General features: G+C 66.2%; 10 protein-coding genes and 7 tRNA genes. All 17 read left to right on the top strand.

Going from position 1 to position 12,147, the window contains the following annotated elements:
* Positions 1–28 precede the first annotated feature (28 nt).
* The 17 genes from grxC (at position 29) to ACT53R_RS05250 (ending at position 12,104) form a co-directional block, all read left to right on the top strand.
* Positions 29–277 carry a glutaredoxin 3 gene (gene grxC / locus ACT53R_RS05330; protein ID WP_476171118.1) on the top strand — a complete coding sequence of 83 codons (249 nt, stop codon included), beginning with the start codon at positions 29–31 and terminating at the stop codon, positions 275–277.
* Positions 274–684, top strand: coding sequence for a carboxymuconolactone decarboxylase family protein (locus ACT53R_RS05325; protein WP_476170808.1), 411 nt, complete (start codon positions 274–276; stop codon positions 682–684). Before grxC ends, ACT53R_RS05325 begins: the two co-directional genes overlap by 4 nt.
* Before the next feature lie 230 nt (positions 685–914).
* Positions 915–1,922: an isocitrate dehydrogenase gene (locus ACT53R_RS05320; protein WP_476170807.1), complete on the top strand. Its 1,008-nt coding sequence runs from the start codon at positions 915–917 to the stop codon at positions 1,920–1,922.
* A 69-nt stretch (positions 1,923–1,991) separates the two neighbouring features.
* Positions 1,992–2,068: transfer RNA gene (locus tag ACT53R_RS05315), tRNA-Pro, on the top strand.
* A 59-nt stretch (positions 2,069–2,127) separates the two neighbouring features.
* A tRNA-Arg gene (locus ACT53R_RS05310) sits at positions 2,128–2,204 on the top strand.
* Between the two features lie 88 nt (positions 2,205–2,292).
* A tRNA-His gene (locus tag ACT53R_RS05305) sits at positions 2,293–2,369 on the top strand.
* Between the two features lie 119 nt (positions 2,370–2,488).
* Positions 2,489–2,564, top strand: a tRNA-Lys gene (locus ACT53R_RS05300).
* 70 nt (positions 2,565–2,634) lie between these two features.
* A tRNA-Leu gene (locus tag ACT53R_RS05295) sits at positions 2,635–2,719 on the top strand.
* Between the two features lie 315 nt (positions 2,720–3,034).
* Complete coding sequence (gene tig, locus ACT53R_RS05290; protein WP_476170806.1) at positions 3,035–4,339, top strand: trigger factor; 1,305 nt, start codon at positions 3,035–3,037, stop codon at positions 4,337–4,339.
* Between the two features lie 66 nt (positions 4,340–4,405).
* Positions 4,406–5,035 (top strand): ATP-dependent Clp endopeptidase proteolytic subunit ClpP, encoded by a 630-nt coding sequence (clpP, locus tag ACT53R_RS05285; RefSeq protein WP_476170805.1) that lies wholly within the window; start codon positions 4,406–4,408, stop codon positions 5,033–5,035.
* Positions 5,036–5,181: 146 nt separating this feature from the next.
* Positions 5,182–6,462 carry an ATP-dependent Clp protease ATP-binding subunit ClpX gene (clpX, locus tag ACT53R_RS05280; RefSeq protein WP_476170804.1) on the top strand — a complete coding sequence of 427 codons (1,281 nt, stop codon included), beginning with the start codon at positions 5,182–5,184 and terminating at the stop codon, positions 6,460–6,462.
* Between the two features lie 192 nt (positions 6,463–6,654).
* Entirely contained in the window at positions 6,655–9,183 is a 2,529-nt protein-coding gene (gene lon, locus ACT53R_RS05275; RefSeq protein WP_476170803.1) for an endopeptidase La, read from the top strand.
* 248 nt (positions 9,184–9,431) lie between these two features.
* Entirely contained in the window at positions 9,432–9,704 is a 273-nt protein-coding gene (locus ACT53R_RS05270) for an HU family DNA-binding protein (protein WP_476170802.1), read from the top strand.
* 16 nt (positions 9,705–9,720) lie between these two features.
* Positions 9,721–9,795: transfer RNA gene (locus ACT53R_RS05265), tRNA-Val, on the top strand.
* 145 nt (positions 9,796–9,940) lie between these two features.
* A tRNA-Asp gene (locus ACT53R_RS05260) sits at positions 9,941–10,017 on the top strand.
* Positions 10,018–10,401: 384 nt separating this feature from the next.
* The gene (locus ACT53R_RS05255) at positions 10,402–11,406 is read left to right on the top strand and encodes a chromate resistance protein ChrB domain-containing protein (protein WP_476170801.1); all 1,005 of its coding nucleotides are present in this window, start codon (positions 10,402–10,404) and stop codon (positions 11,404–11,406) included.
* Positions 11,403–12,104 (top strand): ferric reductase-like transmembrane domain-containing protein, encoded by a 702-nt coding sequence (locus ACT53R_RS05250; protein WP_476170800.1) that lies wholly within the window; start codon positions 11,403–11,405, stop codon positions 12,102–12,104. The genes ACT53R_RS05255 and ACT53R_RS05250 overlap by 4 nt, the downstream gene beginning before the upstream one ends.
* Positions 12,105–12,147: the final 43 nt, after the last annotated feature.

The following is a 12,147-nucleotide window of genomic DNA, read 5'->3' as shown; positions in this document are numbered from 1 at the left end:
GAACACCGCCGCCCATTCGCCGATCACGATGTACACGACGGCCATCTGTCCGTACTGCATCTCGGCCAAGAACTTCCTGAAGAGCAAGGGCCTGACGTGGTCCGAAATCCGGATCGACACCGATCCGGCCGGACGCCAGCGCATGGTCGAGCGCGCCGGCCGCACCAGCGTGCCGCAGATCTTCGTCGGCGACGTCCACGTCGGTGGTTTCGACGACATGATGGCGCTGCATCGCGCCGGCAAGTTCGAGCCGCTGCTCGCCGGGGGCGCTGCATGAGCGCAGGCCCCGGCGCCGACAACACGGGCGAACAGGATCGCGTCGCCGCGTTCACCGCGTTCCGCAAGCGCATGAACGAACGGATCCTGGCCGAACCGAACCAGGTGGTGCGCCGCTTCTTCGCGCTCGACACCCAGACCTACCAGCCCGGCGCGCTGGACGTGAAGACCAAGGAACTGCTGGGCCTCGTCGCCTCGCTGGTGCTGCGCTGCGATGACTGCATCAGCTACCACGTCGCCCAGTGCCGCGAGGCCGGCGTGCAGCGCGACGAGATGTTCGAGGCGTTCTCGGTGGGGCTGGTGGTGGGCGGCTCGATCGTCATCCCGCACCTGCGCCGCGCGGTCGATTTCCTCGACCGACTGGAGCAGGGCGAGGCCGCCGTGGCGCCCGCGCACGACCACGGCTGACCCGCGCCGGGCATCGGTTCCGCCGGGCCCGGGCGGGGTTGATCGCACGTCTGCGACCATTGTCTGAACGCGCCGTTCGAGCAGGATCGGCGCCGTTCCGGCATAATTCGCGGGTTGTTCCGCCGTTTGCGTCCCCGTGACGCCGTCCCGGCGGCACGCCCCGTCCGATCAGATCCCCGACGACCGAAGGCTCCCGCGCATGCGCGCCGGGGCCCAGCTGGAACAGACCCATGACCCAAACGATCACCGTCATCCGCGGCGATGGCATCGGCCCCGAAATCATGGAGGCCGCGCTGTACGTGCTCGACGCCATGAATACCGGCCTGACCTACGAAGAGGCCGACGCCGGCATGGTCGCGCTCGAGAAGCACGGCGAGCTGCTGCCGCAGGCGACCCTCGACTCGATCCGCCGCAACCGCATCGCGCTCAAGAGTCCGCTGACCACGCCGGTGGGCGAGGGCTTCAGCTCGATCAATGTGGAGCTGCGCAAGCGCTTCGACCTGTACGCCAACGTGCGCCCGGCGAAGTCGTTCCCGAACACCAAGTCGCGCTTCCCGTCGGGCGTGGACCTGATCACCGTCCGCGAGAACACCGAGGGCGCGTACATCGGCGAAGGCCAGTCGCTGTCGGAGGACGGCGAGACCGCGATGCTGACGCAGAAGATCACCCGCCGCGGCTCCGAGCGCATCGTGCGCTACGCCTTCGAGCTGGCCCGCAAGACCGGCCGCAAGAAGGTCACGGTGGTGCACAAGGCCAACATCCTGAAGTCGACCTCGGGCCTGTTCCTGAAGACCGCGCGCGCGGTCGCCGCGGAATACCCCGACATCCAGTGCAACGAGATGATCGTCGACAACACCTGCATGCAGCTGGTGATGCGGCCGGAACAGTTCGACATCATCGTCACCACCAACCTGTTCGGCGACATCATCTCCGACCTGTGCGCCGGCCTCGTCGGCGGTCTGGGCCTGGCGCCGGGCGCCAACATCGGCACCGAGGCGGCGATCTTCGAGGCCGTGCACGGCTCGGCGCCGGACATCGCCGGCAAGGGCCTGGCCAATCCCTGCGCGCTGCTGATGGCGGTCGGCCAGATGCTCGACCACATCGGCCAGCCGGAGAACGCAAATCGTCTGCGCGCCGCCATCATCGCCACGCTGGAAGCGAAGGATTCGCTGACCCCGGATCTCGGCGGCACCGGCAACACGATGTCGTTCGCGAAGGCGATCGCCAGCCGGCTGTGACGGCTTTCCGTGCCGCGCGCGTTGACAGCGCGTGCGGCGCTCCCGACAATAGCCGGCCGAACGCACCGGCGGGGTATAGCGCAGTCTGGTAGCGCGCCTGCTTTGGGAGCAGGATGTCGGGGGTTCGAATCCCTCTACCCCGACCACATCTCCCGGCGGCCCTGTCCCGTGTTCCGCTCCGTCCGTCCCGCTATCATGCGCTCACGCGCCCGTAGCTCAACCGGATAGAGCACCGGCCTTCTAAGCCGGCGGTTGCAGGTTCGAGTCCTGCCGGGCGCGCCATGCGCAGGCATGGCGGGAAGCGGAAAAGCGTCATTGCCCGGCGGGGCGCCACGGACGGGCGAAACGTGCGGTTGCAAGTGTTTCAATGGTGGCTGTAGCTCAGTTGGTTAGAGTACTGGATTGTGATTCCAGTTGTCGGGGGTTCGAGTCCCCTCAGCCACCCCAGATTCGAGGTTCCCGCGGCGTCATTTCACCGCAATGCGCGCGATCTTCCGGCAATGCCGGCAGCAAGCGACGAAACGGATTGCGACGAGGTGGAGAAGTGCGGTATCCTTTGCAGCATCGGGCCGTTAGCTCAGTTGGTAGAGCAGTTGACTCTTAATCAATAGGTCCAAGGTTCGAATCCTTGACGGCCCACCAGTTCAAGCAGCGCCCGGCAATGCCGGGCGTTTTGCTTTCCGTCTTCCGGCGATCCGTGCCGGGGCGGCATGCGAGAGTGGCGAAATTGGTAGACGCAACAGATTTAGGTTCTGTCGCCGCAAGGTGTGGGGGTTCGAGTCCCCCCTCTCGCACCATCCCAGGCAGGCAATTCGTCTGCGACGAGTCCGAACGAGCGATCGCGAGGGGCAGCCCTGAAGTGCGGTGGTTCCCGGGCCACGGACGCTTCCGGCCACGGGTCGACGACCTTCACGTTTTCCCCCGGGGCATTGCCCCCGGGAGGCCCGTCCCCCCCGCCAACCATCGCCCCAAACTGGCGGGAAGGGCCGTAATCGGACACACTATTCCGTTCCGCCGGGGGCGCATGCCCCGATGGCCGCCCGGACCGGCGGCCAGGACCCCAACCTTTCATCGCCGGCCGCGCAAGGGCGCGGCAGCAGGAGTCGCCAGCAATGCAAGTTTCACTCGAATCCGTGGGTAATCTCGAGCGCCGCATGACCCTGCGCGTGCCGACCGAGAGCGTCGAGAGCCGGATCGGCGGCCGCCTGCGCGAACTCGCGCGTACCGCCACGCTCAAGGGCTTCCGCCCGGGCAAGGTGCCGGCCAAGGTCATCGAGCAGCGCTACGGCGCGCAGGTCCGCGGCGAAGTGCTGGATGACCTGCTGCAGCAGGGCTTCGACCAGGGCGTGCGCGAGAACGAACTGCGCCTCGCCGGCAATCCGCGCATCGAGCCGTCGGAAGACGCGGGCGAAGGCGAGCTGGCGTTCGTCGCCACCTTCGAGGTCGTGCCGGACTTCGGCGAGATCGACGTGACCAAGCTGGAAGTCGTGCGCGACACCGCCGAGGTGACCGAGGACGACATCGACCGCATGATCGAGAACCTCCGCCTGCAGCGCCGCAGCTGGACGATCGTCAACCGCCCGGCCCAGGCCGGCGACGCGGTGGACGTCGAGACCTGGTCGCTGGTCGACGGCGAGCGCCTGCCGGCCGAGGGCGCGGAGCGCGGCGTCACGATGATCGGCTCCGGCGGCATGTACCCGGAGATCGAAAACGCGCTGGTCGGCCTGAGCGCCGGCGAGGACCGCACCGTGACCGTCGACTTCCCGGCCGACTGGCGCGTGCCGCAGCTGGCGGGCAAGCAGGCCGTCGTCAACGTGAAGATCGAGGCCGTCTCCGAGCCGGTGCTGCCGGAGGTCGATGCCGACTTCATTCGCAGTTTCGGCGTGAAGTCCGGTGACATGGCCCAGTTCCGCACCGAGATCCGCAACAACCTCGAGCGCGAACTGAAGGGCGCGCTGATGGGGCGCCTGCGCCGTGAAGTCGGCGAGCAGCTGATCCTGGCCTATGCCCACGTCGAGATGCCGCCGCGCCTCGTCGAGAACGAAGCCCGCGCGATGCTCGCGCAGACCCTGGAGCAGGCCCGTCAGCAGGGCCGTCAGGTCGAGGCACCGGAAGACGCCTGGCGCGACTTCCTCGAATCGGCCCGCAAGCGCATCACGGTCGCCCTGGTGGTCAGCGAGATCGCCCGCCGCAACGGCCTGTCGCTCGATCCGAAGCGCCTGAACGAAACGCTGCGTCTCATCGCCTCCACCTACGAAGAGCCGCAGCAGGTCATTGATTTGTACCGCAGCGACCGCCAACTCATGGCCGGCCTGCAGAATCGCGTCATGGAAGAGCAGGTCATCGACTGGATCGCCGAGCGCGCCGTCCACACCGACCGCACGCTCGCCTTCCAGGATGCGATCGCCCCGCAGTAACCTGCTGCGGGCCCTGCCTCCGGGCCGCGGCAACGCGGCCCACCCCCACGACCGGTGCGACCACGCATGAACAGTCTCCAGACCAAAGCCCTCAACCTCGTGCCGATGGTGGTCGAACAGACCAGCCGCGGCGAGCGCGCGTACGATATCTACTCCCGGTTGCTGAAGGAGCGGGTGATCTTCTTGGTCGGTGGCATCGACGACTACATGGCCAACGTGATCGTCGCCCAGCTGCTGTTCCTCGAAGCCGAGAACCCCGAGAAGGACATCAGCCTCTACATCAATTCGCCGGGCGGCGTGGTCACCGCGGGCATGGCGATCTACGACACCATGCAGTTCATCAAGCCGGACGTGAGCACGATCTGCGTCGGCCAAGCGGCCAGCATGGGCGCGCTGCTGCTGGCCTCGGGTGCGAAGGGCAAGCGCTACGCGCTGCCGAATTCGCGCGTCATGATTCACCAGCCGCTGGGCGGCTTCCAGGGCCAGGCAACGGACATCGACATCCATGCCCGCGAGATCCTGACCCTGCGCCAGCGCCTGAACGAGATCCTGTCGCACCATACCGGCCAGGCGCTGGAGACCATCGCCCGCGACACCGAGCGCGACAACTTCAAGAGCGCCGAGGCCTCCCGTGACTACGGTCTGGTCGACCACGTGCTGGAACGTCGTCCGGAAGAGTCGATCCAGCCGGCCTGATCCGAGCGGCTTGATCTGCCCGGCCGGGCAGCCGGTCGGCGCAAACCCTTGATTCCCATAGGCATCCTGAATGCAGCCCCGGCCCGCTTGCGGCCGGGAGCGCGGATGCTATCCTCCCCCTACCTGCGTCAGAGAACCCCAGCAGCATGAGCGAAGACCGGCAAGGCCGCAGCGGCGACGGCAACAAGATCCTGTATTGCTCGTTCTGCGGGAAAAGCCAGCATGAGGTCCGCAAGCTGATTGCGGGCCCGAGCGTGTTCATCTGCGACGAATGCGTCGAGCTGTGCAACGACATCATCCGCGAGGAGCTGGAGGAGAAGGCGCAGGCCACCCGCAGCCATCTGCCCAAGCCGCGCGAGATCCTCGAAGTCCTCGATCAGTACGTGATCGGCCAGTCGCGCGCCAAGAAGACCCTGGCGGTGGCGGTCTACAACCACTACAAGCGCATCGAGAGTCGCCAGAAGAACGACGACATCGAACTGGCGAAGTCGAACATCCTGCTGATCGGTCCGACCGGTTCGGGCAAGACGCTGCTGGCCGAGACCCTGGCCCGCCTGCTCAACGTGCCGTTCACGATCGCCGACGCCACCACGCTGACCGAAGCCGGTTACGTGGGCGAGGACGTCGAGAACATCATCCAGAAGCTGCTGCAGAAGTGCGACTACGACGTCGAGAAGGCGCAGCAGGGCATCGTCTACATCGACGAAATCGACAAGATTTCGCGCAAGAGTGAGAACCCGTCGATCACCCGCGACGTGTCCGGCGAAGGCGTGCAGCAGGCGCTGCTGAAGCTGATCGAAGGTACCGTCGCCAGCGTCCCGCCGCAGGGCGGTCGCAAGCACCCGCAGCAGGAATTCCTGCAGGTCGACACCCGCAACATCCTGTTCATCGTCGGCGGCGCGTTCGCCGGCCTCGACAAGATCATCCAGCAGCGCAGCAGCGAATCCGGCGGCATCGGTTTCGGCGCCAAGCTCAAGAGCAGCGAGCGCAAGGCCGACGTCAGCAAGGTGCTGTTCGACGTCGAGCCGGAAGACCTGATCAAGTTCGGCCTGATTCCCGAATTCGTCGGCCGCCTGCCGGTGGTCGCGACCCTCGAGGAACTGGACGAAACCGCGCTGGTGAAGATCCTCACCGAGCCCAAGAACGCGATCAGCAAGCAGTTCCGCAAGCTGTTCGAGATGGAAGGCGTGGAGCTGGAGTTCCGCCAGGATGCGCTTTCGGCGATCGCCCGCAAGGCGCTGAAGCGCAAGACTGGCGCGCGCGGCCTGCGCACGATCGTCGAATCGGTGCTGCTCGACACCATGTACGACCTGCCGTCGCTGGAGAACGTCAGCAAGGTGGTGGTCGACGAGTCGGTGATCGAGCACAAGTCCGAGCCGTACCTGATCTACCAGACGCCGCCGAACAAGGTCGCGTCCGCCGAGTGACGGTGACGCCGGGGCGGCACCCCGCGCGGGCATCCGGAGACTCTCCGGGTGCCCGCCGTGTTTTCGGGCATCGCGATGGCGGATCGATCGATCCCCGTTCGGCGGCCCGCGCTTGCATCCCTTCCGCAGCGGCCCCATAACGGGCCGAAGGTCGACGTCCACCGGGCGCCGGCATCCCGATCGGAGCCCCCCATGAACGACACCTCCGCCAGTCCCCTCGTCGACATTCCCGTGCTGCCGCTGCGCGATGTCGTCGTCTTTCCCAGCATGGTCATCCCGCTGTTCGTCGGGCGCGAGAAATCGATTCGCGCGCTCGACCTGGCGATGGACCGCGACAAGCGCATCCTGCTGGTCGCGCAGAAATCCCCCGAAACCGACGATCCCGTCGCCGCCGACCTGTACGAGGTCGGCACGCTCGCGCAGGTGCTGCAACTGCTGAAGCTGCCCGACGGCACGATCAAGGTGCTGGTCGAAGGTGTCTCCCGTGCGCGCCTGACGCGCGTGCACGAGGCTGACGGAGCGCTCGCCGGCGACGCCGAGGCGCTCGAGCCGGTCGAACGCCACGATCCGCGCGAGGTCGAGGCCATCGTGCGCTCGCTGATGAGCCTGTTCGAGCAGTACGTGAAGACCAACCGCAAGCTCCCGCCGGAGTTGATGCAGACGCTGTCCGGCATGGAGGAACCCAATCGGCTGGCCGACACCATTTCGGCGCATCTGAGCGTGCGCCTGGCCGAGAAACAGCGACTGCTCGAAGCAGTCGAGATCGGCAAGCGACTGGAACTGCTGGTCGGGCTGGTCGACGGCGAGATCGACGTGCAGCAGCTGGAGAAGCGCATCCGCGGCCGTGTGAAGTCGCAGATGGAGAAAAGCCAGCGCGAGTACTACCTCAACGAGCAGATGAAGGCGATCCAGAAGGAACTGGGTGAGCTGGATGACGCGCCGAACGACATCGAGGACCTCACCCGCCGCATCGCCGAAGCCGGCATGCCCAAGCCGGTCGAGACCAAGGCCAAGTCCGAGCTCAACAAGCTCAAGCAGATGTCGCCGATGTCGGCCGAGGCCGCGGTCGTGCGCAACTATCTCGACTGGGTGCTCGGTGTGCCCTGGAACAAGCGCACCAAGATCCGCAAGGACCTGAAGGTCGCGCAGGAAACGCTCGACGCCGACCACTACGGCCTGGAGAAGGTGAAGGAACGCATCCTCGAATACCTCGCGGTGCAGACCCGCGTGAAGCGGATGAAGGGCGCGATCCTGTGCCTCGTCGGTCCGCCGGGCGTGGGCAAGACCTCGCTCGGCCAGAGCATCGCGAAAGCCACCAATCGCAAGTTCGTGCGCATGTCGCTGGGCGGCGTGCGCGACGAGGCCGAGATCCGCGGCCACCGCCGCACCTACGTCGGTTCGATGCCGGGCCGCATCGTGCAGAACCTCAACAAGGCCGGCAGCCGCAATCCGTTGTTCGTGCTGGACGAGATCGACAAGATGTCGATGGACTTCCGCGGCGATCCGTCGGCGGCGCTGCTGGAAGTGCTCGATCCCGAGCAGAACAGCGCGTTCAACGACCACTACCTCGAAGTCGATCTCGATCTCTCCGAGGTGATGTTCGTCGCCACGTCGAATTCGCTGAACATCCCGGGGCCGCTGCTCGACCGCATGGAAGTCATCCGCATCCCCGGCTATACCGAGGAGGAGAAGCTCAACATCGCCGAGCGCTACCTGCTGCCGAAGCAGCTGAAGGCGAACGGCCTGAAGCCGGCGGAACTGAAGGTGTCCGAGGACGCGGTGCGTGACATCGTGCGCTATTACACGCGCGAATCCGGCGTGCGCAACCTCGAACGCGAGATTTCCAAGATATGCCGCAAGGTGGTGAAGGAGATCGCGCTGGCCGGCCCGGCCACGCCCACGCCCACGCCCACGCCCACGCCCGCTCCGGCGAAGGGCGCGCGCAAGGCTGCGGCCGCGAAGCCGGCCAAGGCTGCGAAGGCCGTGAAGAGTGTCGTCGTCTCCGCGAAGAACCTCGACAAGTACCTCGGCGTGCGCCGCTTCGACTACGGTCGCGCCGAACGCGACAACGAGGTCGGCATGGTCACCGGCCTGGCCTGGACCGAAGTCGGCGGCGATCTGCTGCAGATCGAATCGACGCTGATGCCGGGCAAGGGCCAGCTGATCCTCACCGGCCAGCTCGGCGACGTGATGAAGGAATCCGCGTCCGCGGCGCTGTCGGTGGTGCGTGCACGCACCGAACGGCTCGGCATCGACGTCGATTTCCTGCAGAAGCTCGACGTGCATCTGCATGTGCCCGATGGCGCCACGCCGAAGGATGGTCCGAGCGCGGGCATCGCGATGACCACGGCGCTGGTCTCTGCGCTGACGAAGGTGCCGGTGCGTGCCGACGTGGCGATGACCGGCGAGATCACGCTGCGCGGCAAGGTCACCGCGATCGGTGGCCTCAAGGAAAAACTGCTGGCCGCATTGCGCGGCGGCATCCGTACCGTGTTGATCCCCGACGAGAACCGCAAGGATCTCGCCGACATCCCGAAGACCGTCACCGATCGCATGAAGATCGTGCCGGTGCGCTGGATCGACGAAGTGCTCGATCTCGCGCTGGAACATCCGATCGCACCGGTGCAGGCGAAGTCGCCGGCCAAGAAAACGTCGCGTGCGCCTGCACGCAAATCGACCCGCCCCGCCGCGAGCACGCGTCGCGAAGTGCGCAGGCACTGAGCAACGATGCACTGGATCGCGACGGCCTCGAAGCCGTCGCGATCGTCGTGCGGATTACCGTTTTCCCTGAATTTTCAACGGTTTCTGGTTGCGCGGGGGGTGTCTCCACTGTATAACGGACGCCCGCGGATGCCGGCGGATTCCGCCTGCCGTTCGTCGGCAACACATCCGCATCCACGCGCAAAGACGCTGCACGACAGCGCACGTTCGCCACACCACATCCCCCATCTTCCGATTGGAGTCCTTACATGAACAAAGCCGAACTCATCGATGCGATCGCCGCGTCCGCCGAACTCTCCAAGGCCGATGCCGGTCGTGCGCTCGACGCCACCGTCGCTGCCATCACCAAGGCCCTGAAGCAGGGTGACAGCGTCGCGGTCGTCGGGTTCGGTTCGTTCGTCGTGCGCGAGCGCGCCGCGCGCACGGGCCGCAATCCCAAGACCAAGGAAGAAATCCAGATCCCGGCTTCCAAGACCCCGGTCTTCAAGGCTGGCAAAGCGCTGAAGGATGCCGTAAACTGATCGACTCTTCCCGTTGGGGTGCTTAGCTCAGCGGTAGAGCGTCTCCTTTACACGGAGAGGGTCGGGGGTTCGAAACCCTCAGCACCCACCAGGAACGCAAAAGACCGAACACGCTCTTCCGTTTGGTCAAAGGTTCGAGTTAGAATGCGCGCCGCACGACGCCGCCGGGTCACACCGACGGATCATCCGGAAACACCGGGTCGCAAGGTGCGCAGCAGCAAAGCGGGTCATACAGCGGAGTGGTAGTTCAGTCGGTTAGAATGCTGGCCTGTCACGCCGGAGGTCGCGGGTTCGAGTCCCGTCCACTCCGCCAACTTCCCGTCTCATTGAAAGCCTCGCCCAGCGCGAGGCTTTCGCGTTTCCGGGCATCGCATTTCTGCGGTGGATGACCGCGGCAGCCCGAGGGGTGTGTCGGGAGGAGTCGGCCACGGAACGTGGAAGGCTCATCTCCCTGCCGATGGGGGTACTGGCTTCAGGGGGACGCGGATTGGGTTGCGCGCCCTCGCGTGGATGGGAATCAATTGAAAATCGCGACGCATTTCGCAAAGATGCGATGTCGCCCCGTGACTTGCCTGCGCCCGACGATACGTGGGCGATGATGCCGGGCGAAGCCTCCGTCAGGATCGGGTGACGGTTCGCGTTGATCGTCCGGACTATCGGCACAGGGATGAGCAGGATGCGGCAGGGATTGGCGATCATGCGGATGATTCATGCGGCGGCCGTGTTGCTGGTGCTCGCCACGGCGGGCTGTGCTCCGCCCGCGAATCCGGCCTCTGTCCTCGTCACCGAATACGGGCTTGGCCCCGACAAGTGGGCGACCGCCTGGTTGATGACGCGCCACGCCGTACCGGGTGCTGCGTTGAAGGTCGTCCCTCAGGGCAAGCCGCTGGTGCCGGGACTCGCGTTCGACGTCCCGACCTCGCCGCTGCGCCGCGATCGCGACCATGCCGCCTTCCAGGCCGTGGTCGAGCACTACCGCCTGACCGATCCCGATCTGTTGCGGATGGCGACCATCGTCCGCGACATCGAGGTGAACTACTGGGGCAATCCGGATGCGGCCGAGTCGCCGGCCGTGGAAACCGCCTTCCGTTCGATCCAGCAGCGTCACGGCCGCTACTCGGTGGCGCCGGAGTGCTATCTCGCCTTCTACGATCGGGTCTTCGCTGCGATCCGCGCGCAGCGCACCAGCGGCAAGGCCATCGACCCGGACAGCCTGAAAGTCGACTGCCATGCGCTTGCCAGTGAGCAGGCGCAGGGTCCGCTGGTGCCGGAGATGCCCATCGAGACCCTGCTGGCCGAGATGAAGGCCGGCAAGTCGGTCGCGTTCGTGGACGTGCGCGAGCCGGAGGAGTTCGCCGAGGCCCACATCCCCGACGCGCTCAACATCCAGCTGCGCGAACTGGGCGAGGACGACCTGGCGAAACTGCGCGGCGTGGACTACGTCGTCAGCTACTGCATCAAGGATTTCCGCGGCTTCGAGATGGCACGCTCGCTGCGCGACGCGGGCATCGGCAACGCGGTGATCCTCAATCCTTACGGCATCAAGGGCTGGATCGCGGACGGCTTGCCGACGGTGGGCCCGAAGGCGATGACGCCGGTCACCGCGCACCAGCGGCTGGCGCAGTGCATGGATTCGCTGCAGACGTGCAAGGACAGTGCCGATGCCGTCAAGCCGCCCGCACCGGAAGGGACGCCGAAATGACCACGCGGACCACGACCCGCATCGTGCTGATCGTGCTTGCGCTGGTGTGCTGCGCGCCGCTGATCGTCTGGATGGCGTCGGTCCAGCACCCGCTGTCGTATGTCCGCTTCGGCGGCATGCCGCCGGGTCAGCAGCTCTACCTCGTCGCCAAGCTGGCCGGCCTGCTGGCGTTCTGCCTGTTCTGGACGCAGTGCATGCTCGCACTGGCGCGCCATGCGCCGATGTTGCCGGGCTTTCCGGCCAGCAATCCGGAACTGCATCGTCGCCTCGGTGTCGCGACGGCGGCGTTGATCCTCGTGCACGTCGGCTGTTTCGTCGTCGCGTCGCGACTGCGCACCGGACATCCGGCGTGGGACCTGCTGCGGCCGGTGTTCGACCAGGGTTTCTACAAATTCAATGTCGGATTGGGCGTGGTGGCCTTCTGGATCGTCTGCGTGACGGTCTTTGCCGGTTGGCGCGCGTCCCGCGGCGGACGTCGCTGGAAGGCGATCCATCTGCTCTGGCCGGCCGTGTTCGGGCTGGCCTTCCGGCATGCGTTCGCGATCGGGACCGAGTCCCGCTTCGGTGCGATGCGCTACCTGGTCCTCGCGCTGGTCGCCAGTCTCGTCGTGGCGACCCTGGCGCGATGGTTCCGCGGACGTCGGCAACCGCTGGCTCCCCGAAAGGGCTGGCCCGCCGACGCCAACCCCGCTTCCTGAGCAGCACGCAGCACGCCGTTTCTCCCTGTTTCCGGAGATTCCA

This window comes from Lysobacter sp. DMC104, assembly GCF_056313665.1.
This window is presented reverse-complemented; position numbering and strand designations above follow the sequence as displayed.

Excerpts from the sequence above, each read along its gene's own strand:
- grxC (WP_476171118.1), top strand. The coding sequence starts at position 29 with ATGTACACGACGGCCATCTGTCCGTACTGCATCTCGGCCAAGAACTTC.
- ACT53R_RS05325 (WP_476170808.1), top strand. The coding sequence starts at position 274 with ATGAGCGCAGGCCCCGGCGCCGACAACACGGGCGAACAGGATCGCGTC.
- ACT53R_RS05320 (WP_476170807.1), top strand. The coding sequence starts at position 915 with ATGACCCAAACGATCACCGTCATCCGCGGCGATGGCATCGGCCCCGAA.
- tig (WP_476170806.1), top strand. The coding sequence starts at position 3,035 with ATGCAAGTTTCACTCGAATCCGTGGGTAATCTCGAGCGCCGCATGACC.
- clpP (WP_476170805.1), top strand. The coding sequence starts at position 4,406 with ATGAACAGTCTCCAGACCAAAGCCCTCAACCTCGTGCCGATGGTGGTC.
- clpX (WP_476170804.1), top strand. The coding sequence starts at position 5,182 with ATGAGCGAAGACCGGCAAGGCCGCAGCGGCGACGGCAACAAGATCCTG.
- lon (WP_476170803.1), top strand. The coding sequence starts at position 6,655 with ATGAACGACACCTCCGCCAGTCCCCTCGTCGACATTCCCGTGCTGCCG.
- ACT53R_RS05270 (WP_476170802.1), top strand. The coding sequence starts at position 9,432 with ATGAACAAAGCCGAACTCATCGATGCGATCGCCGCGTCCGCCGAACTC.
- ACT53R_RS05255 (WP_476170801.1), top strand. The coding sequence starts at position 10,402 with ATGCGGATGATTCATGCGGCGGCCGTGTTGCTGGTGCTCGCCACGGCG.
- ACT53R_RS05250 (WP_476170800.1), top strand. The coding sequence starts at position 11,403 with ATGACCACGCGGACCACGACCCGCATCGTGCTGATCGTGCTTGCGCTG.